The following is a 19,851-nucleotide window of genomic DNA, read 5'->3' on the forward strand; positions in this document are numbered from 1 at the left end:
AGCATGTCCGGAATTCGGGGCGCGGTGCTGGAGCACATCGGGGCGCCCCGGCCCTACGCACGGTCGCGGCCGATCAGCATCACCGACGTCGACCTCGCGCCCCCGGGACGCGACGAGGTGCTGGTCCGCATCGAGGCGGCCGGCATCTGCCACTCCGACCTGTCGGTGGTCGACGGCAACCGGGTACGCCCGGTGCCGATGCTGCTCGGCCACGAAGCCGCCGGCATCGTCGAGCAGGTCGGTGACGGTGTCGGTGACGTGGCCATCGGTCAGCGGGTGGTGCTCGTGTTCTTGCCGCGCTGCGGCCATTGCGCCGCGTGCGCGACGCAGGGACTGACGCCGTGTGAACCGGGCAGCGCGGCCAACGGCGCCGGCACCCTGCTGGGCGGTGACATTCGGCTCAGCCGGGCCGGTCGGCCGGTCTATCACCACCTCGGGGTCTCGGGTTTCGCGACGCACGCGGTCGTCAACCGCGCCAGCGCGGTCCCGGTGCCGCCCGACGTGCCGGCCGATGTCGCCGCGCTGTTGGGATGCGCGGTGCTGACCGGCGGTGGCGCGGTGCTCAACGTGGGGCATCCGCGGCCCGGCCAGGCGGTCGCGGTGGTCGGTCTGGGCGGCGTCGGGATGGCGGCGCTGCTCACCGCGCTGACCTACGACGACGTGCGGGTGGTCGCCGTCGATCAATTGCCGGAGAAGTTGGCCGCCGCCCGCCGCCTGGGCGCCCACGAGACCTACACGCCACAGCAGGCCGCGGACGCGCGGGTGAAGGCGGCCGTGGTCGTCGAGGCCGTCGGCCATCCAGCCGCCCTTGAGACCGCGATCGGGTTGACCGCGCCGGGCGGTCGCACCATCACGGTCGGTTTGCCGCCGCCGGACGCGCGAATCAGCGTGTCGCCGTTGGGTTTTGTGGCCGAGGGCCGGTCGCTGATCGGTAGCTACCTCGGATCGGCGGTGCCCAGCCGGGACATCCCGCGGTTCGTCGAGCTGTGGCGTTCCGGCCGGCTGCCGGTCCAATCGCTGGTGTCGTCGACGATCCGGCTGGACGACATCAACGAGGCGATGGACCATCTGGCCGACGGCACCGCCGTGCGCCAGCTGATCCGATTCGACGCCTAGCCGCCGTGCAGCGCGCTGGACAGGACATCGCCTTGCAGCGCGAACAGGCGCTGGGAGCCCGGCCATTCCGGTAGCAGCGAGTCGAACCCATGGCAGGCGCGCGCAAACACGTGCAGCTCCGCTGAGACACCGGCACGCAGGAGCCGCAGCGCATAGTCGATGGCCTCGTCCCGGAAGGGATCGATCTCGGCGCAGGTGATCAAGGCCGGTGCCAACCCGGCGAATTCCTGCCGACGGGCGGGCACCGCTGCCTGCGGCCCGACCTCCGGGTGCAGGTAGTGGCGCCACATCAGCTCGGCGCCCTCGCCGTCGAACGCCGGGCTGGCGCGGAACTCCGCCTTCGACGGGGTGGGCCGGTCGTCGAGCACCGGCTGGTGCAGCAGCTGGAACACCACCGGCGGCAACGATCCGTCGGCGGCGCGCTGCGCCAGGCACGCGGCCAGGGCGGCGCCGGCGCTGCTACCCGCGACGGCCAGCCGGGTGGGATCCACGCCGAGTGACGCCGCGTCGTCGGCCACCCAGCGCAGCACGGCGCTCGCGTCCTCGAGCGCGGCCGGATGGGGGTGCTCCGGCGCCAGCCGGTAGTCCACCGACACCACCGTGCACCGCCCGCGGCGGGCGAGCTCCACGCACTGGCGGTGATCGGTGTCGAGGTTTCCCAGCGCGAAACCGCCGGCGTGGCAATACACGACGGCGGGCGACGGCGCCGCGCCCCCGCGGTAGATACGCACCGCGACGCCGCCCACGCTGTCCTCGTCGATTCGGACGTCGCCGGCGCCGGTCTGCCCGGCCGTGATGCGGCGGCGTTCGTTGAACGGATCGCGGGTCAGTCGGATTGCGGCAGCCGAGAAGTCGGTGCGGGTGGTCGCGAGCGCGCGCAGCGCCGGGTCGAGGCGGTCGGCGCCGTCGAGCTCCGTCATCGCGTACTTCGCTCGGGCTCGGCGGCCGGGGAGGGGGTCAAGGCGGCGGGCGGCTCGAAGCGGAAGTCGGCCGGTCTGAACCTGCGCGTCATGCCCCAGAAGGTACGCGCGCTGCGCGGCCACTGGGTGACCACGCGCCCGTTAGGAGCGCGGAAGTAGTTGCTGCACTGGGTGGTCCACACGGTGCCCGCCATCCATCGGTCGATCTTGTCGACGAAGTCGGCCAGCGCCGAGGCACGCACCGCCACGTACCGCCGGCGGCGACGGCGCAGGTGCCGCAGCGCCCGCACGATGTAGCGCGCTTGGGCTTCGAGGATGAAGATGACGCTGTTGGAGCCGACGTTGGTGTTCGGCCCGTACAGCATGAAGAAGTTGGGAAACTCCGGCACGGCCATGCCGAGGTAGGCGTGTGCGCCGTCGCGCCAGACCTGCCGCAGCGTGATTCCGTGTTCGCCGGAAACGTCCAGTTCCCCGAGATAGTCGGCGGCGGCGTAGCCGGTGGCGCAGACCACCACGTCGACCTCGCGTTCGGTGCCGTCTTCGGTGACCAGGGATCGCTTACGCAGGTAGCGCGCCGGGCTGGTCACCACCTCGACGTTGGACCGGGTCAGCGCGGGCAGGTAGTCCGAGGAGAACACCAGCCGCTTGCAGCCCATCGGATGATCCGGTGTGAGCTTGCGGCGCAATTCCTCATCGTCGACCGTCTTTTCGAGCAGCTGCAGGGCCAGTGCGGTGAACTGCTCGGTCTTTTCGCTGCCGTGCTCGATCACGGAGATGTTGGATTCGCTGCGCAGCCACAGCCGGGCGCGGTAGAGCTTTTTGGCGAGCGGGAGGTGCGCGAAGGCCCAGCGCTCCCGCCGCGTGTAGTGCCGGTCGGGCTTGGGCAGTATCCAGGTGGGTGATCGTTGCACCGAATACACCGTGTCGGCCACCTTGGCCAATTCGGGGATCAGCTGGGAGGCCGTCGACCCGGTCCCCAGCACCGCAATCTTCTTGCCCTCCAGCGCGATCGAGTGGTCCCAGCGCGACGAGTGCATCACCTTTCCGGTGAAGGGCTCTTCTTCGATGAGGTCGGGCAGCAGCGGCCGGGTGAACAGGCCGACGGCCGAAACGACGATGTTGAAGTTGTGCTGTTCGCCGGCGGTGGTGGTCAGGCACCAGAGCTGGGTGTCCGAATCCCAGTGCGCGGAGCGGATTTCGGTGCGCAGCTTCAGGTGCGGCCGCAGGCCGTGCTTGTCGGCGGCCCGCTGGAAGTAGTCCAGGATTTCGGGTTGTCCCGACCACAGCCGTGACCAGTGGGCGTTCAGGTCGAAGGAGAACGAGTACAAGTGTGACTTGACGTCACAGGCTAGCCCCGGATAGGTGTTGATGCGCCAGGTGCCCCCGACACCGTCTTCGCGGTCGAAAATGGTGAAGTTGCCAAAACCGGCGCGGGACAGCATGATTCCGAGCGCCAGGCCGCCCGGGCCCGCGCCGATGATGCCTACCGACAGGTCGTTCATCGGATCTGCAGGCATTGACCACCGTCGATGATGAGTTCGGAGCCGGTGATGAACGACGCCTCACCGGAGACCAGGAAGGCCACGGCGTCGGCGACTTCGTCGGCCCGGCCTATCCGCCCGAACATCGACGCCTCGGCCAGCCGGTCCTGGGTGGTTTCGTCGAGCATCGAGGTGGCGATCGGCCCGGGGAACACCGCGTTGACCCGGATGCCGGCGGGGGCGAGTTCGGCCGCGGCGGTCTGGGTCAGGCCGCGCAGCGCCCACTTCGACGAGCCGTAGGCGCCGTGCTGCGGGAACGGGCGGATCGCGCCGGTGCTGCAGATGTTGACGATGGACGCGTCGGGCGCCGCGCGCAGGTGCTCCAGCGCCGCGCGCATGCCGAGGAACGCGCCCAGACAGTTGACCCGCCAGGAGTTTTCGAATCCTTCGGCGGTCTCCTCGGTCAACGACGCCCGGTGCAGCACGCCGGCGCAGTTGACCAGCGTGCTCAGCGACCCGAAGCGCTCGACCACCGCCGCAACCGCGGAGTCCCACTGCTGCTCCGCGGTGACGTCTAGTTCCACCGCGATCAGTTCCTCGTCGCCCGATTCGCGCACCGCGGCGGCGAGATCGTCGGCCCGCCGGTCGCAGGCCGCCACCGAAAACCCCTTGGCGCGTAACCGTTCGGCGATGGCCCGGCCCTGCCCGCCGGCCGCGCCGGTCACCAGTGCGACACGTGGATTCATGCCGGCGTCACCTCCGGGCTCTCGGCTAATCCGCCGGTGGTGATGAAGCGGCACCGGCGCCGCGCGAAACGCCACTGGCCGGCGACGCGGGTCAACTCGTCGTCGTAGAGGGCGGGCCGCAACTGCAGATCGCCGCACCGGACGAACAGCACCTGCGATCGGGCGCTCGCGCGGTCCCCGTCGACCGTGATCCTCGAGACACCGGTCAGATGCAGGCCGCGCGCCGCGTCGCGGAACATGCCGGCGATCCCGTCGTGTCCTGCGAAAGTCTTGCCGTAGACCAGGAATTCGCCGTCGGAGGCGAACAGCTGGGCGCAGCCGTCGACATCACCGGCATCGAGTGCGAGGGCGTATGCGGCGATCAGGTCGCGGATCGCGGCCTGATCGTCCGCCTGGTTGGCGGTCATTGCGTCGCCTCACGCAGGTGTTCGGCGGCCCCGCGCCGCAGCGCCAGGGACTCGGCGGCCAGGGTGATCATGCCGAAGCCCAACCGCGCCATGGCCTGGCCCGTGACACCGTCGCCGGCGTGGATGCCGGTGACCAGGCCCGCGTCCGAGGCCGCCCGGTGGACGCGCGTGATCGCGTCGAGCACCTCGGGGTGCCGGGTCGCCCCGAGGACGCCGACACCCATGGAGATGGCGAGATCGGCGGGGCCGACGTAGATTCCGGTCAGACCGTCGACGGCGCAGATCTCCTCGATGCCGGAGAGCGCCGCCGCGGTCTCGATCATCGCGAACACGCTCACCCGGGATTCGTGGGCGGCGGGGTCGGCACCGAGACTGGCGCACAGCGGGCCGAAGCTGCGCACGCCCGCCGGTGGATAGCGGGTGGCGGCCACCGCCGCCGCGGCCTCGTCGGCCGACTCGATCATCGCGATGACGACGGCGTCGGCGCCGGCATCGGCCACCCGCCCGATCGGCGCGGCATCGGCGTTGGGCAGGCGCACCGCGGTGGCCAGCGGCAGGTGCTCGGTGCGGCGCAGCATGCGGGCGATGTCGGCGTCGTCGAGATAGCCGTGCTGGGCGTCGAATCCGACGTAGTCGTAACCGGCGCGGGCGAATTCCTCGGGCCCCAGCCACGTCGGCCCGGTGACCCAGCCGCCGAAGATCACGGGTTTGCTGCCCAGCGCCAGCTGCAGATTGCTCGGCGAAGCATCCGTCACGGTCGGCCCCTCACCCGGCGATCGCGATCTTGATGCGCTCGGCCACCGGTCGGCAGGCCAGCTCGAACGCATCCTGCACCGCCTCGACACCGAACGTGTGGGTGAGGTAGGCGCCGAGTAGCCAGGGATGCTCGGCGGTGAACTTGCTCGCGAGCTCCAGCATGCGCCGCCGGTCAAGGGTCACACCGGATTTCAGCGTCAGGTTATTGCGCAGCATGGCCCGCATGCTGATCGGATACATCTCGTCGTCGGCGACACCGAAATAGAAGACGGTGCCGCCGGGTGCGGTGGCGTCGATGGCGTGCGTCAGGGTGGCGACCTGGTGTCCGACCGCCTCGATGACGACGTCGGCGCGGTCCCCGGGTTCGAGCTGACTCGCCCAGCGATCGCTGGTGGCGCGCACCGCCTCGTCGACGCCGAATGCCCTTGCCACATCGCGGCGATCGATCGGGTCGACCCCGGTGACGCGCCGCGCACCGGCCGCCTTGGCCACGTAGGAGAACAGCAGGCCGATCGATCCCTGGCCGATGATCGCGACGTGCCGGCCGGCCAAATCGCCGAGCTGCTCGCAGGCGTAGAGCACACAGGCCAGCGGTTGCAGGCCGATGGCCTGCGCCGGCGTCAGCGCCGGGTCGTAGGGCGCCAGCCCATCGCCGTTGCTCACGATGCGTTCCATCATGCCGTCGAACCCGGAGGCCCAGCCGACGACGACGTCCCCGGGACGGTGCGCGCGGTGCCGGCTGGCGATCACCTCACCGGCGACCTCGTGGATGGGGAAGCCGTCTTTCTCGGGTCCGCTGCGGCCGTCGTCGCCCGGGATCCGGCCCTTGGCACCGCGGAAGGCGGGCAGGTCGCTGCCGCAGACGCCGGCGGCCAAAAAACGCAGCAGCACCTGTCCGTCGGTCAGGGACTCGGGCGTGGGGTCCGCGATCGTCGTCCGCTCGAACTGGTACGGGGCGATGAGCCGGTAGGACCACACGTCACACCTCCACCGGGATGTTGTTCCAACCCCATTGGAAGCTCGACGGCAACCGGGTGGCGGCTTCGGACTGAATAGCGTAGTCGGGCACCCGGCGCAGCCATTCCTGTAGCAGCACATCGATTTCCAGCCTCGCCAGGTGGTAGCCGATGCAGAAGTGCTGGCCGCGGCCGAACGCCAGTGAGCGGCGGATGGGCCGGTCCCAGAGGAATTCGTCGGGTTCGGGGTACTCCCGCTCGTCGCGGCTGGCCGACGCGAGCAGGGTGATGACGCGCTGGCCGGGGCTGATGGTCTGGCCGTGAATCTCGAAGGGCCTGCGCGCCGTTCGCGCGAACCACTGCGCCGGCGCGCAGTACCGGATCATCTCCTCACGCGCGACGGGCACGTTGCTTGCGGGATCGGCGCGAACGGTGGCCAGCTGGCCGGGCCGTTGGCTGAGCTCCCACAGCCCGTGGGCGACGATCTTGGGCACCGTCTCCGTGCCGCCAATGAAGATGCACAGCATCTGGGTGGCGACTTCCATGTCGTCGAGGGCGCTGCCGTCGGGCAGGTGATAGCCGAGCAGGCCGTCGACCACGTCCAGCGGCGGCCCGGACCGGTCGGCGCGACGGCGGGCGACCGCGGGCAGCAGGAACTCGAAATAGTTGGGGCGCGCCTGCCCGGTGTCCACGCCGACACCGGGCTGAGCGAGGCTGCCGACGTTGACCGCGGCGAGGACCTGCGGCGCGAGATCGGTGGGGATGCCCAGCAATTCGCAGACAACCGCGGCCACCACGACGCCGCCGTAATCCTGGGTCAGGTCGAACGCACCGCGCGGCAGCAGCAGGTCGAGCCGTTCGTTGGCCAGCTCCCGGATCCTGCCCTCGAGGTCGGTGACCGACCGCGGCCGAAACGGCCGGGAGTGCGTGCGCCGGATCTCGCCGTACAGGTCGGCGTCGAACATGGCGTGGAACGGCAGGGGGTGCAGCGGTGGGTCGTCGACCGGACCCGAGTTGTGTTGGGCCAGCACCGATGCCGCGGGCAGGGTGCCCTCCGAGGCGACGAACGTGCCGTTGTTGACCTCCAGGACCTTCCAGATGTCCTCGAAGCGCGACAGCGCGAAGGTGTCCCACTGCGGCATGTAATACACCGGGTGGTGGTCGCGCAGGATTCGGTAGTACGGCAACGGGTTTGCCATCACCGCAGCGTCGAAGGGATCGTAGCTGAAGTCGGTGTGGTCCATGGGTCCTTGGCGCTCGGTCACTGCAGCGGTGAGGGCGGGAGGGCCTGCAGGATGGAATCTTCCCACCCGTCACGCAACGCGGGGGCCACGCTCATCCAGGTGACGATCTCGGCGGGCGGGCTCTCCTTCCACGAGGGGTAGTGCTCGGCGAAGCAGTCCCAGCCCCCGTCCAGCGCCCAGTAGTGGATGACCTCGTTGAAGCGGAAGGTCGTGGTGAACGAACCGAGCCAGCGTTTTCCGGTGCGTTCCGACCACGGCACGTAGAGCCGCTCGAGCTCCCGGATGTAGTCGTCCTGGCGGCCCGGCTTGGTCTGCATGATCTCCTGAATCACCAGCGGCGCAGTGAAATTCGCCTCACGCAGCTGGGCGAGCGTCCTGTTGCTGGGTCCGGCGTACATGATGCGGCCCTCGCCCGAGGCGCCGAGGTCGGCCAGAAACGCCGACCATTTTCCGGCCGCGGCCTCATGACTGCCGCCGCGGGCCTGGGCCGCGCCGATCCTGGCGTAGTCGGCGAACCCGTCGATCTCCCAGATGACCGTCACCTGCGGCCAGTGCCCGTTGTACGCGGTGGACTCCCAGATCGCGAACAACCGGGCGCCCAGTTGCTCCATCATCGGCTGGTAGGTGTCGGCGAAGATCTCGGTGAACCGGTCGCTGCGTCCGGATCCCAGCGAGATCGTCTCGTGCAGGTAGAGCAGCGCGTGTTTGTAGTACTTCTTCATGGGCCTAGTCGAGCCGGATCAGCTCGGAGTCGGCCCCCGACCCCACGTCGCACAGCAGCGTTTCGATGGGGGCGACCGTGGCGTCCGAAATGCCCGCTGCCGCAAGCGCATAGCCCTTGAACATGCGCGCCGCACCGCTGAGCAGGTGCTGGGCGCGGGTCGTGGCGCGATGCACTCCCAGGGGCCACCCGTCGCCCCACAACGCGACTTCCGTCAGCCGGTTGTCCAGCGACTCGAGCACGGCGTCACGCACCCGGGCGTCGGCGGTGAAGGCGTCCGCGCTGACGGCCAGGCTGGTCGAGCCCGCCCCCAGCGCGGCCAGGGACGACTCGAGGTCGGCAACCCGCACCCCCAGGATCCGCAGCGATCGGGTGTCGCGGCCCTGAGGCAGCAGGACCGTCACCTCCCAGCCGGCCATCGCCCGGTCGTAGAGCCACCCCCCGGCCGATTGCACGACGTCGACGGCGCTGGCGGCGACGACGTCCAGTCGATAGCGCAGGCCATCACTGGTGGCCTGGGTTGCTCGGGCGGCGTCGGTCTTGCTGATGTCGAACGTTGGAGCGACCATCGATCCATTCCTCACCACGGCCCCAACGACTCCGTTGGCGGGCCTCAAGCACTTGTCATGGGCTTTCTCAAGGGCTGGAGCCGCTGCACGCGTCGGGTGAAGCGACTCACCGGACAGCGTGACACTTCCGGCGAAATTTGTAAAGGTCCTCGCGGGCCGTTACGAACCGCGGCGCGCCTCGAGGTCGGCCAGGACTTCCTCGGTGTGCTGCCCGAGTTCTGGTGCCGCAGAACGCGGTGCCCAGGGGGTGCCGTGAAAATCCGCGGGCGTGGCCACCATCGGCACGGCCGCCTCCCCGTCGGGCACGTCGACGATGCCACCCGCGGCGTGGAACTGCTCGTCGGCCACGACGTCCTCGAGGGTGTTGACCGGTGACCAGAAGAAATCCGGTTCGCCGGCGAAGACCTGCGCCCATTCGTCGAGCGGGCGCGTCGCGAAGATCTCGTCCAGGGCGGCAATCAGCGCCGCCGAGTTGGCCGCACGGGATCGGGCATCGGCGAACCGCGGGTCGTCGCGCCATTCGGGCCGTCCCACCGCGCGGCACAGCGCCGGCCAGTGCCGCTCGGGCTCCAGGCCGACGATCCAGAACCGGCGCCCGTCTTGGGCGGCGTAGTTGTTCATGCACGGGTTGCCCATCGATTCGCGCTGCCCGATCGCGATCGGCTGGCCGCTCATCAGATAGGTGTTCAGGTCGAAGCTCACGGTGTAGGCGCCCTGCCGGTACAGCGAGGTGGTCACCAGCTGGCCCGCCCCGGTGCGTTCGCGCGCCAGCAGCGCCGCGCACACCGCCGCGGCCATCGTCATCCCGGCGGAGTGGTCGCCCATGCCGCCGCGCTGAAACGGAGGCGTCTCGCCGGGCCGGGTGAGCAGGTGGGCCACCCCGGCCCGCGACCAGAACGCGGCCACGTCGAAGGCGGCGCGATCGGCGTCCGGTCCGTTTTCGCCGTATCCGGTGATGAGGCCGTAGACCAGGCGGGGGTTGGTCGCCGACACCGACTCGAAGTCCAGCCCGAGGCGTTGCAGCGCACCCGGTCGCACGTTGGTCAGGAAAACGTCTGCGCCGGCGAGCAATTCGAAGGCGGTGGCGCGGCCCGCGTCGGTGCCGAGGTCCAGCACGACGCTGCGCTTGGACCGGTTGTCCATTTCGAACGGCGGGTTGAGGCCCATATCGCAGCCCAGCATCCGGCCGAACAGGCGCGCCGGATCGCCGGTGGGCGGTTCGATCTTGATCACGTCGGCGCCCCAGTCCGCCAGGATGCCGCCGGCGGCCGGCCCGGCCACCCACACCCCGAGCTCGACGACTTTGACGCCTTCCACCGGTCCCGCCATGGGTAAGTTCCTACCCTGTCGGCGGGCGGAGGCGCACGCATCCCCCCGATTGCGCGGTAGGGGTCAGCTCGCCACGGGCTGATCGCGCACCGCGAATCCGCCGTCATGGTCGAAGGCGGCGCGGTTGGCATCGACGTACTCGGGCACGGTCATGGGTTTGTGGCCTGTGATGACCTCGGTGAGGTTGTTCTCGCCCGCGAAGATGCCGTCCTGGTAGTCCCGGGCGACGCTGCTGATGTGCTGCACGAAGAAGTCGGACCTGCCTTGCGCTTTCAGCGCCGCGGCAAACGTCGGGACGCCGACCGGCTCGTAGCGGACCGGAATGCCCAGCGTGTCCGAGATTTGTTCCGCGATGTGAAAGTGGTCGAGTTCTTCGGCACCCACCAGCGGATAGATCTGGCGATTGTGGGGAGCCGGATTCTGCAGGATCGCGGCGATGACGCCGGCCTGATCGCGCCCGGCGATGGGCGCGTGGCGCCCGTTGCCGAACGGCAGTCGCAGCACCCCTTCGTCGCCGTTACGCAGCCATTGCCATTTGAGCCACTCGGCGAAGAACGTAGGGCGCAGGTGTGTGGTGCCGAACGCGAAGCGGTCCAGCAGCCGCTCGGCGATCCAGTGCTGCTGTGCAGCATTGCTTTTCGCCTCACGTCGCGCGGATATCTGCGACATGTTGACCACCGCGCGCACGCCCGCTTCGCTGGCTGCCTGGGCGAAGATGGCAGTGGCCGGCAGCAGGCTGCCCGGGGCGATCGGGTAGCAAAAGTAGGCGGCGCTGACGCCGGACATCGCCGAGCTGACGGCATGGAAGTCGAGCAGGTCACCTGTGACGACCTCGGCCCCGATGGCAGCCAGCGCGTCGGAGCGTCGGTCGCTGCGGTGCACGAACGCGCGCACTCGGTGGCCGGCGTCGAGCAGCATCTCGACGGTGGGCGCGCCGGTGTTGCCGGTTGCGCCGGTGATGAGAAACAGCTGGTCTGATGGCATTGTCCGCCCTCCTTGCTGAGTAACGATTCCGTTAGTAAGATAAGAGCACACCATGCTGGATAACGCAAGCGTTAGTCATAGGGGTTGTGATGGAGTTCGAGAACCGGCTGCAAGACCGGGAGCGATGGGCCATTGGCGAAAGCTGTTCGATGTCGAAAGTCCTCGAGCTACTCAGCACCAAGACCGCATTCCAAGTGGTCCGCGAGTTGTTCTTCGGCACAAGGCGATTCGAGGACTTTGTAGAACGCATTGCGACGTCGGCCCCGGCGGTGTCGCGGGCGCTCAAGCAGCTCGAAGCCGCGGGCATCGTCGCCCGCGTTCCCTACCGGGAGGCAGGTAAGCGCGTCCGCGACGAGTACCGACTGACCGAGGCCGGGGAGGACTTCCTGCCGGTGTTCATGTCGTTGGTGCAGTGGGGAGACACCTATCTGCAGGATGGGCCTGCGCCTCTGTCGTTCGTCGACGCGGCCACCGGCCGGGCAGTTGGGGTGTGCGTCACCACCGACATCGACGCACCGGGAAAGCGGTCGGCCGACATTCAGATACAGCGCACATGATTGGCTAGAGCGGCGAGCAACCGGAAGGACGACGCATGAGTCTGGTGGCAGGGCGCGGTCCCCTCAGCAGCGAGCCGGCGGGGCGCTTCGTGCCCGCGATCCCCTACGGTGTCGTCTACGTCGAGCCGCATCCCCGGCGCGTGCAGGCGGTCAAGGACGGGCGGCTGGTGATCGATACCGAGCGGGCGCTGATGGTGCACCGGCGGGGCCGCCCACTGGGCTACGTGTTCACGCCCGACGACGTCGGCGAGCTGCCGAGCGAGCCCGAGCCGGAGGCACCGGGTTTCGTTCACGTCCCGTGGGACGCGGTCGACACGTGGTTCGAGGAGGGGCGCAAACTCGTGCACTATCCGCCCAATCCCTATCACCGCGTCGACTGCCGCCCGACGCAACGGCGCCTGCGCGTCCGCGTCGACGGCACCACGTTGGTCGACACCGACGACACGACGATTCTGTTCGAGACCGCGCTCGAGCCGCGGTTGTACGTCGACCCGGCACACGTGCGCACCGATCTGCTGCGCCGATCCGAGACGTCGAGTTACTGCAATTACAAGGGCTTTGCGACGTATTGGTCGTTCGTCTCGGGCGACCGGGTCGCCGAGGACGTCGCCTGGTGTTATCCGGACCCGCCGCCGGAAAGCCTGCCGATCAAGGGTTTTCTGAGTTTCGACGACACGCGCGTCGACATGCTGGCCGCGCTGCCGGTCAGCGGCCGTAGCTAGGGCGCCCGAGCCCCAACTCGTGCTGGGCGATCATATTGCGGAACACTTCCATGGTGCCGCCGTAGATCCCGGCGGGCACGCCGTGCCGGAAGATGAACTCGATGGCACCATTGTCGGCGAAGTCCGCGGATCCCGTGGTGTCGGTGGGCAATGCCGAAGCCGCCCCCAGCAGGTCCATCAACTCCTGGGACACCTCACGCATGGTCTGGATGAGCCCCACCCGCCCGTACATCCCGGGAGTCGACATGGCCGCCTCGATCCGGGCCATGGCGCGCCCGAGGCGGTATTTCGTCGCCTCGTCGTCGATCGGGCGCCGCCCGCTGGCGTCGGGCCTGGACAGGATCGCGGCGACCCCGTCGGCCGCCTCGGCCATCAGGTGGCCGTGCTCTGAGAGCATCGAAATGTTCTGCAGGCCATGGTCTTGGACCTCGGTGATGCCATGTTCGGCATCGAGGGCGAACCGCATCACCGTCCAGCCGCCGTTGACCTCACCGATCCGGTAGAGGTCGTCGACCCGCACGTCGCTGTAGTACACGATGTTGGTGCGGTCCCCGTCGACGGTGCGGATGGCCTGGACCTCGATGCCCTCCGAATCCAGCGGCACCAGAAACATGGTCAGGTTCTTGTGCTTCGGGCCCTGCGGGTCGGTGTTGGTGAGCAGGAAGACGTACTTGGCGTTCTGCGCGTTCGAGGTGAACATCTTGGAGCCGTTAATGATCCACGCATCGCCGTCGCGCACCGCGCGGGTCTTGCAGGTGGCGACGTCGGAGCCGCCCTCGGGCTCGGTGTAGCCCAGGCAGAGCCGGATCTCACCAGACAGCACCCCGGGCAACACCTGGCTGCTCAGTTCCGGCGCACCGAATTGGCGCACCAACCGCGCGACGACCGCCGTGGTGCCCCAGTGGAACCACGGGGCGTGGGCACGACCGATCTCGAGGTGAAAGATCCGGCGGCGCACCGGATTGAAGCCGCCTTCGGACTCCAGTCTCCAGTCCGACTCCAGATAGCCGGCTTCGCCTAATGCCAAATGCACCGGCTCACTGAAGTTTTCGCCGGTCTCCCGATCGCGTCGCCGGACCTCGTCGGTGACATGCTCGGTGAGGAATTCCCGGAACTGATCGTGGAAGTCCTGGTCCTCGGGCGAGAGCGCTACGCGGGAGAAGTCCATTCAGGCCGCGTCGATCACGAGGGTACGGAAACGGTCGAGGGTCTCCAGCGCGTGCGTCATGCTGTCGCCGGGCAGATGGACACTGACCCAGGTCACCCCCAGCTTCGCCAAGCTGTCCAGGCCCTCCAGGTAAGCGTCGGGGTTGAACGCGTCATCGGCGGGGCTGCCGCCCTCGAAGTTGGTGAAGGTGATGTCGATCGCCGACCAATCCCGGCCCGCCGCATCGCATCTGCGCCGCAGGTCCTCGATGCCCGCGGTGAGCTTGGCCACCGAGTCGATGGTGGCCGTGCCCGCGGTCTGCGCCAACTGGGGCGGGGCGGGAAACGGGCACCAGCCGTCGCCGTACTGGGCCACCCGCTGACGCGACGCGGCGGTGTTGCCGCCGATCCAGATCGGGGGGTGCGGGCTGCTGACGGGCCGCGGATGCGCGGTGATGCCGCGCGCGCTGAAATGCTTCCCCTCGAAGGAGATGTCGTCTTGGGTCCAGACGGCCCGGATCACCTGGAGGGCTTCCTCGAACAACTCGGCGCGTTCGTCGTAGCTGACGCCCAGCGCGGCGAATTCGCGCTTGAGGTAGCCCACGCCGACCGCGAGCGTGAAGCGGCCGCCGGACAACAGGTCCAGCGTGGCGCCGGACTTGGCCACCACGAACGGGTTTCGGTACGGCAGCACCACGATGTTGGGGATCAGCCGCAGGGTGGACGTGGTGGCCGCGGCGAAACCCAGTGCGACGAAAGGATCTAACGCGTCATGCCCGCCGGCTTCCAGCCACCGCTGTGACGGTGCCGGGTGATCGGTGAAGCCGAAACCGTGGATCCCGGCGGCTTCGGTGGCCGCGGCCACCTTGCCGATGCCGTCCCCACTCACCAATTCCCGGTTGTAGGGATGGCTGTGCATCGGGTGGGTGATCGTGAAGTGCATGGCCGTCAGAAGCGCGCGCGGGAGTCGATCGCGGAGTCGCTGGTCCGCAGCGGGCGGATCAGCGCCTCCTGGGAGAACGACGCCAGCAGCTCCCCCTCTTCGGCGTGCACGGCGCCGCGCACGTACGACATTCCCGCACCCACCTGAGTGCTCTCGTGGGTGTAGAGCAGCCACCCACTCCAGTGCACCGGCTCGTGGAAGGCGACCGAGATGCTCATCGGCGCGGTGGACACGGTCAGGTGCGCCTGGGCGGTGCCGATGCCTTCGTGCGCGCGCATGGTGGTGGAGATCCCCAGGTGGCCGGTGAAGTACGCCAGCAGCGCCTTGGCCAGATCGTCGCGCTGCGGGATCGGGTCGTAGTGCAGCCACGCGTAGAGCTCCGGCGGGCCGACCTCGTCGGGGCTGTTGACGTCGACGACGTCCACCAGGCGCAGCTCGCGGCCGACCATCGGCATCGGTGAGGGGTTGGCGTCGGCCGGCGCGGCCACGTCGGGGCGCGGCAGGTGGTGACGGATGACATCGCCGGTCGGGACGTCGGCCAGCACCGTGATGCTCAGGCAGCGCCGGCTGTTCTGGTGCACGGCGACGACGGCGGTGGCGGTGGATCGGCCCTCGGCCACGACGTCGAGGATCAGCTCGATCGGCGGACCGACGGTCACGGCGCGAGAGAACACCGCGTGCGCCGAGCGCACCGACTTGTCCGGGAATCGTTTGGCCACCGCGACGATCGCCTGGGCCAGCACCTGGGTGCCCTCCACCACCTGGCGTTCGTCGCCGACAGCGATGCCGGTGTCGCCGGTGAACCGGTCCTGGCCGTCGGCCTGCACGTCAAACAGATCCAGCAGGCCTTGCACCGTCCACTCGGTCTGCTGAGATTCCTCGGAAGCTTTCGTCAAAATCCGCTCCACCTCTCGCGCTAGCAGCTCAGGGCTCAGCGTGACACTTTGAGTAGGATTTGTAAAGCTTGGCTAACAAGACGGCGGCCTGGCGGCTGAATCGGCCAACGGAAAGCGCAGGGAGGCAACACCATTGGGCATCGTGACCACCACTTCGGAGACCGCGTTCACGCAGTCCGCCGAGACCGTCTACGACTTCGTCACCAACCCGCAGAACTGGACCAAGACCTACCCCGGCAGCGCCCACATCGGCGGGCTGCCCGAGCTACCCCTGAAGGTCGGTGACACCTGGGAGGAAGCCGGGCCCGACGGCGACCGGATCTTCCGCTGGCAGCTGGCCGCCGCCGTGCGGCCCACCCTGTTCGTGTTCACCTCGATCGGGCGCCTGGGCCATGACCGCGACGGGAACGGCGGTATGGAGGGGCGGATCACCGTCTCCTACCACTTCACCCGGCCGGGCCAGGACGTCACGCTGTTCTCCCGGACCATGACGATCGAGGCGTACAAGCACGCCCCCTTGCCCGATCAGCTCTTCGTCCAGGCCAACCCGGCGAAGATCGACGCCTACCACGAGGCCGTCGCGCGCGAACTCGCCCGATCGGCAGATTGACACCGGCACCCGCGGTGCGTGACACTTTTTCGGTGTTTTGTAAAGCGGAAGGTTGGCCGAAGGCATGAGCGGATGATCCCCGAGCCGCTGGCCAACGGGTTCTGCTTCGGCGAGGGACCGCGCTGGTTCGAGGGCCTGCTGTGGTTCTCCGACATGCTAGGCGAAGCGGTCCACACCTCGACCATGGGGGGCTCGCTGACTACGCTGCCGCTGCCCGGGCACTCACCGTCGGGCCTGGGCTTCCGTCCCGACGGCTCGCTGCTGATCGCCTCGACCGAGGACCGGCGGGTACTGCGCTATGACGGCGAAACCGTCGTCACCATCGCCGATCTCGCCGACGTGGCGCCGGCCAACCTCGGCGACATGGTCGTCGACGACGCGGGCCGCGCCTACATCGGCTGCCAGGCGCTGCACGGCGGCGTCGTCATCCGCCTCGATCCCGACGACAGCGCGACCGTCGTCGCCGAGGATCTCGACTTCCCCAACGGGATGGCGATCACCCCGGACCGCAAGACCCTGATCGTCGCCGAGTCGACGGGGCGGCGGCTGAGCGCGTTCTCCATCGGTGATGACGGGGGCCTGACCGACCGGCGGATCTTCGCCGACGGCCTGGACGGGCCGCCCGACGGCATCGCGCTCGACGCCGAGGGCGGGGTGTGGGCGTCGATGACGCTGGCCCATCAGTTCGAGCGGATCGTGGCCGGCGGCGACGTGACCGACCGCATCGACATGGGCGACCGCGTCGCCATCGCCTGCGCCCTCGGTGGCCCGCAACGCCGCACCCTGTTTCTCTTATCGAGCACGGAGGCCTACCCCCAGCGCCTGGTCGGCACCCGGCTGTCGCGGCTGGACGCCGTCACGGTGACCACCCCCGGCGCCGGCCTCCCCTAACCCCCGAAAAGGTTGACGATGACCGACGCCTACTACGAACTGATCGACCCGGCCGGCGACGACGCCGATGCGCCGGGCGAGAAGTTCCGGGCGACCGACCTGGCGCGCGGCACCTGGTCGGCGGCGATCCAGCACGGCGGTCCGGTGTCGGGGCTGCTGGTGCGGGCGCTGGAACGCTGCGAACAGCGCGACGACACCCGCCTGTCCCGGGTCGTCATCGACCTGCTGGGCGGGGTGCCGGCCGACGGCGACCTGTGGGTCCGCTCGCAGGTGCAGCGCCCGGGCAAGCAGATCGAACTCGTCAGCGCCGAGATGCTGGCGCCGGGCCCCGACGGCGCACCCCGGCCGGTGGCGCGCGCCAGCGGCTGGCGGTTGCAGCACCAGGACACCCACGAGCTGGCGCACGCGGCGGCCCCCCTGCCCCGGCCGAGGGCCGAGGCCTACGACCGCAACCTCAAGGCCAAGGACTGGGACCGCAATTACGTGCACAGCCTTCAGTGGCTGTGGCTGACCGAGCCGCTGAGCGAGGGCCCCGGCGAATCGTGGATCAACCCGACGGTCGACCTGGTCAACGGCGAGTCCATGACCCCGCTGGAACGGCTGTTCGCGGTCGCCGACTGCGCCAACGGCATCGGCAGCAAGCTCGACATCACCAAATGGACGTTCCTCAACACCGATCTGGCCGTGCACGTGTTTCGTGTTCCCGACGGTGATTGGATCGGCATCAGGGCGGAAACCAGTTACGGGCCGGACGGAATCGGGACGACGATCGGCACATTGTTCGATGAGCAGGGCGCGGTCGGCGCCATCCAGCAGTCGGTGCTGGTGCGCCGGCGCCCCCCTCGGGCCTAACGTGGAGGCGAAAACATGAGCCAGCCGGTCCGGGCGACGACGATCGCCGACACAGACACCTCGACCCGTCAGCGCATCCTGGCGGCCACCGCCGAGGTGCTCGGCCGCAATGGCAAAACCAAGCTCAGCCTGTCCGACGTGGCCACCCAGGCGGGCGTGTCCCGCCCGACGCTGTACCGCTGGTTCGCGTCCAAAGAGGAGTTGCTGTCGGCGTTTTCGGCCTACGAGCGACAGATCTTCGAAAGCGGCCTCGTGAAGGCCACCGCGGGCCTCAAGGGCGTCGACAAGCTCGACGCCGTGCTGCGGTTCATCGTCGATTACCAGCATTCATACTCGGGTGTGCGCATGGTCGACGTCGAACCCGAGCACACCATCGCCCAGTTCTCCTGGGTCATCCCGCAGATGCGCGAGGGCCTGCGACGGCACCTGCCCGGACCGAACTCCGCGGTGAAGGCGGCGACGGTGATCCGGATCGCGATCTCGCACTACATCGTGCGCAGCGACGACGCCGAGCAGTTCCTGGCGCAGCTGCGCCACGCGGTCGGGATCAAGGGCAGCTGAGATCAACCACCCCCGCGAGCGTGCAACTGGCGACACATTTCCCGAGTAGCGGTGTCGGTACTTGCACTCTCGGGGCGAACGCGCGTCAGTCGAACAGCACCGCGGCGTTGAGATAACCGGTCGGGTCCAGCGCGGCCTTGAGCGTGCGCATCGCGGCGATGTCGGCGGGCTCGCGGGACATGCCGAGGTAGGGCCGCTTGCGGCTGCCGACGCCGTGCTCGGAGCTGACATTGCCCCCGGATCGCGCGATGAGGTCCATCATCGGCTCGTAGAGGTGCCGCTCTTGCTCATCGGGGCAACGCAATACGTTCAGGTGCAGGTTGCCCTCGCCGACATGCCCGAACAGCACCGGCAGCGCCCCGGGAGCGTGGGTAGCGACCAAATCGACGGCGTGGCTTTCGAATTCGCTGATCGCCGACAGCGGCAGCGACACGTCGAATTTCAGCGGCGGCCCGTACACGCCCAGCACCTCGGCGAGTGATTCGCGCAACTGCCACAACCGTTGCTGCGCCGCGAGATCCACGCCCACCGCCGGTTCGCCGCACATGGGCACGTTTTCGAGCAGGTCGGCGAGGCGCTCGGTCTGGTCATGGTCGGCGGCCAACTCAACCAGCAGCAGCCAGTCCCCGGTGACCGGCGAACCCACACCGCGATGCTCGCGGGTCAGCGCGGCGGCCCGGCCGTCGATCAACTCCAGGGCCGCGATGCCGTCCACGTCGCGGAAGATGCGGCCGGCGGCCACCAGCGCGTCGAGGTCGGCGAATCCGCAGATGGCGGTCACCCGGTGCGGGGGGATGGCGTGCAGCCGCAGGTCCAGCCCGGTGATGACGCCCAGCGTGCCCTCGGCGCCCACGAATAGCGCCGGCAGGTCGTAGCCGGTGTTGTCGCGGCGCACCCGACTGTGCCGGCGCAGCAGGGAGCCGTCGGGCAGCGCGACGTGCACGCCGATCACCTGCTCGCCCATGTTGCCGTAGCGGACGGTGCGCAGTCCGCCGGCGTTGGTCGACGCCATGCCGCCGACGGTCGCCGTGTCGCGGGCGGACAGATCCACGCCGAACACCAGGCCGGCCGCCGCCGCGGCTTGTTGCACCGCGGCCAGGGTGGCGCCGGCGCCGACCTCGATGCGGCTCTCGACGGTGTCGACGTCCCCGATGCCGTGCAGCCGTTCGGTGGACAACAACACGTCGTCGTGTTCGGGGACGGTGCCGGCCACCAGCGAGGTCCGGCCGCCCTGCACCGTCACATGCGCGCCGGCGTCGCGGCACACCCGCAGCACCTCGGCGACCTGCTCGGCCGAGCCGGGCCGCACCAGGGCGCTCGCTCGCCCGCGGTAGCGGCCGGTGTGGTCGACGCTGCGCGCCGCCAACACGTCGGGGTCGGTGACGACGTGGTTCGATCCGACCAGGCTCGCCAGGGTGCGCAGCATGTTCGCGGTTATAGCACC

22 protein-coding genes are annotated in these 19,851 nt (G+C 69.1%); 7 read left to right on the forward strand and 15 right to left on the reverse strand.

Translation table 11 applies throughout. The features are described from left to right. The first annotated feature begins 3 nt into the window (after nucleotides 1–3). Complete coding sequence (locus G6N26_RS16705) at nucleotides 4–1,116, forward strand: alcohol dehydrogenase catalytic domain-containing protein (protein ID WP_083017806.1); 1,113 nt, start codon at nucleotides 4–6, stop codon at nucleotides 1,114–1,116. Here the strand turns inward: G6N26_RS16705 and G6N26_RS16710 are convergent. The 11 genes from G6N26_RS16710 to G6N26_RS16760 form a co-directional block, all read right to left on the reverse strand. Beyond that, the gene (locus G6N26_RS16710) at nucleotides 1,113–2,036 is read right to left on the reverse strand and encodes an alpha/beta hydrolase (RefSeq protein WP_083017808.1); all 924 of its coding nucleotides are present in this window, start codon (nucleotides 2,034–2,036) and stop codon (nucleotides 1,113–1,115) included. The genes G6N26_RS16705 and G6N26_RS16710 overlap by 4 nt on opposite strands. Beyond that, nucleotides 2,033–3,553: a flavin-containing monooxygenase gene (locus G6N26_RS16715; protein ID WP_139799136.1), complete on the reverse strand. Its 1,521-nt coding sequence runs from the start codon at nucleotides 3,551–3,553 to the stop codon at nucleotides 2,033–2,035. The genes G6N26_RS16710 and G6N26_RS16715 overlap by 4 nt, the downstream gene beginning before the upstream one ends. Further along, nucleotides 3,535–4,263: an SDR family NAD(P)-dependent oxidoreductase gene (locus G6N26_RS16720; protein WP_083017810.1), complete on the reverse strand. Its 729-nt coding sequence runs from the start codon at nucleotides 4,261–4,263 to the stop codon at nucleotides 3,535–3,537. The genes G6N26_RS16715 and G6N26_RS16720 overlap by 19 nt, the downstream gene beginning before the upstream one ends. After that, nucleotides 4,260–4,670: a nuclear transport factor 2 family protein gene (locus G6N26_RS16725; protein WP_083017812.1), complete on the reverse strand. Its 411-nt coding sequence runs from the start codon at nucleotides 4,668–4,670 to the stop codon at nucleotides 4,260–4,262. Before G6N26_RS16725 ends, G6N26_RS16720 begins: the two co-directional genes overlap by 4 nt. Further along, entirely contained in the window at nucleotides 4,667–5,425 is a 759-nt protein-coding gene (locus G6N26_RS16730; RefSeq protein WP_083017814.1) for an HpcH/HpaI aldolase family protein, read from the reverse strand. Before G6N26_RS16730 ends, G6N26_RS16725 begins: the two co-directional genes overlap by 4 nt. Nucleotides 5,426–5,435: 10 nt before the next feature. Then, nucleotides 5,436–6,404 carry a zinc-binding dehydrogenase gene (locus tag G6N26_RS16735; protein ID WP_067169516.1) on the reverse strand — a complete coding sequence of 323 codons (969 nt, stop codon included), beginning with the start codon at nucleotides 6,402–6,404 and terminating at the stop codon, nucleotides 5,436–5,438. Between the two features lies 1 nt (nucleotide 6,405). Beyond that, entirely contained in the window at nucleotides 6,406–7,626 is a 1,221-nt protein-coding gene (locus G6N26_RS16740; RefSeq protein WP_083017816.1) for a cytochrome P450, read from the reverse strand. A 17-nt stretch (nucleotides 7,627–7,643) separates the two neighbouring features. Beyond that, on the reverse strand, nucleotides 7,644–8,348 hold the full coding sequence (locus G6N26_RS16745) for an NIPSNAP family protein (RefSeq protein ID WP_083017817.1): 705 nt from the start codon (nucleotides 8,346–8,348) through the stop codon (nucleotides 7,644–7,646). A 4-nt stretch (nucleotides 8,349–8,352) separates the two neighbouring features. After that, the gene (locus G6N26_RS16750) at nucleotides 8,353–8,916 is read right to left on the reverse strand and encodes a hypothetical protein (protein WP_067169507.1); all 564 of its coding nucleotides are present in this window, start codon (nucleotides 8,914–8,916) and stop codon (nucleotides 8,353–8,355) included. Between the two features lie 159 nt (nucleotides 8,917–9,075). Next, nucleotides 9,076–10,245 carry a CaiB/BaiF CoA transferase family protein gene (locus G6N26_RS16755; RefSeq protein WP_067169504.1) on the reverse strand — a complete coding sequence of 390 codons (1,170 nt, stop codon included), beginning with the start codon at nucleotides 10,243–10,245 and terminating at the stop codon, nucleotides 9,076–9,078. Between the two features lie 63 nt (nucleotides 10,246–10,308). Further along, nucleotides 10,309–11,229 (reverse strand): NAD(P)H-binding protein, encoded by a 921-nt coding sequence (locus G6N26_RS16760; RefSeq protein WP_083017819.1) that lies wholly within the window; start codon nucleotides 11,227–11,229, stop codon nucleotides 10,309–10,311. 89 nt (nucleotides 11,230–11,318) lie between these two features. On the opposite strand from G6N26_RS16760, the gene G6N26_RS16765 reads away from it, so the two are divergent. Both G6N26_RS16765 and G6N26_RS16770 read left to right on the forward strand, forming a co-directional pair. Further along, on the forward strand, nucleotides 11,319–11,786 hold the full coding sequence (locus G6N26_RS16765; protein WP_083017820.1) for a winged helix-turn-helix transcriptional regulator: 468 nt from the start codon (nucleotides 11,319–11,321) through the stop codon (nucleotides 11,784–11,786). A gap of 35 nt (nucleotides 11,787–11,821) precedes the next feature. Then, nucleotides 11,822–12,508: a DUF427 domain-containing protein gene (locus G6N26_RS16770; protein WP_083017822.1), complete on the forward strand. Its 687-nt coding sequence runs from the start codon at nucleotides 11,822–11,824 to the stop codon at nucleotides 12,506–12,508. On the opposite strand, the gene G6N26_RS16775 is transcribed toward G6N26_RS16770, so the two are convergent. The 3 genes from G6N26_RS16775 to G6N26_RS16785 are packed head-to-tail and all read right to left on the reverse strand — an operon-like array spanning nucleotide 12,492 to nucleotide 15,505. Continuing rightward, a complete protein-coding gene (locus G6N26_RS16775; protein WP_083017824.1) occupies nucleotides 12,492–13,676 on the reverse strand; it encodes an acyl-CoA dehydrogenase family protein in 1,185 nt (394 codons plus the stop codon). The two genes, G6N26_RS16770 and G6N26_RS16775, sit on opposite strands and share 17 nt — an antisense overlap. Further along, nucleotides 13,677–14,597 carry an LLM class F420-dependent oxidoreductase gene (locus G6N26_RS16780; protein WP_083017826.1) on the reverse strand — a complete coding sequence of 307 codons (921 nt, stop codon included), beginning with the start codon at nucleotides 14,595–14,597 and terminating at the stop codon, nucleotides 13,677–13,679. It abuts the gene before it with no gap. A gap of 5 nt (nucleotides 14,598–14,602) precedes the next feature. After that, the gene (locus G6N26_RS16785) at nucleotides 14,603–15,505 is read right to left on the reverse strand and encodes an acyl-CoA thioesterase (protein ID WP_179960225.1); all 903 of its coding nucleotides are present in this window, start codon (nucleotides 15,503–15,505) and stop codon (nucleotides 14,603–14,605) included. A gap of 121 nt (nucleotides 15,506–15,626) precedes the next feature. On the opposite strand from G6N26_RS16785, the gene G6N26_RS16790 reads away from it, so the two are divergent. The 4 genes from G6N26_RS16790 to G6N26_RS16805 all read left to right on the forward strand — a co-directional run bounded on the left by G6N26_RS16790 (nucleotide 15,627) and on the right by G6N26_RS16805 (nucleotide 18,407). After that, the gene (locus G6N26_RS16790) at nucleotides 15,627–16,103 is read left to right on the forward strand and encodes an SRPBCC family protein (RefSeq protein ID WP_083017828.1); all 477 of its coding nucleotides are present in this window, start codon (nucleotides 15,627–15,629) and stop codon (nucleotides 16,101–16,103) included. A gap of 72 nt (nucleotides 16,104–16,175) precedes the next feature. Next, nucleotides 16,176–16,994: an SMP-30/gluconolactonase/LRE family protein gene (locus G6N26_RS16795; RefSeq protein ID WP_067169486.1), complete on the forward strand. Its 819-nt coding sequence runs from the start codon at nucleotides 16,176–16,178 to the stop codon at nucleotides 16,992–16,994. Between the two features lie 18 nt (nucleotides 16,995–17,012). Then, the gene (locus G6N26_RS16800; protein ID WP_083017830.1) at nucleotides 17,013–17,846 is read left to right on the forward strand and encodes a thioesterase family protein; all 834 of its coding nucleotides are present in this window, start codon (nucleotides 17,013–17,015) and stop codon (nucleotides 17,844–17,846) included. 15 nt (nucleotides 17,847–17,861) lie between these two features. Next, on the forward strand, nucleotides 17,862–18,407 hold the full coding sequence (locus G6N26_RS16805) for a TetR/AcrR family transcriptional regulator (RefSeq protein WP_067169480.1): 546 nt from the start codon (nucleotides 17,862–17,864) through the stop codon (nucleotides 18,405–18,407). 85 nt (nucleotides 18,408–18,492) lie between these two features. Here G6N26_RS16805 and G6N26_RS16810 read toward each other — a convergent pair whose 3' ends face one another. Further along, on the reverse strand, nucleotides 18,493–19,833 hold the full coding sequence (locus G6N26_RS16810) for an FAD-binding oxidoreductase (protein ID WP_083017832.1): 1,341 nt from the start codon (nucleotides 19,831–19,833) through the stop codon (nucleotides 18,493–18,495). Nucleotides 19,834–19,851: the final 18 nt, after the last annotated feature.

It is taken from the genome of Mycobacterium marseillense (assembly GCF_010731675.1).
GTDB classification, from domain to species: Bacteria; Actinomycetota; Actinomycetes; order Mycobacteriales; family Mycobacteriaceae; genus Mycobacterium; species Mycobacterium marseillense.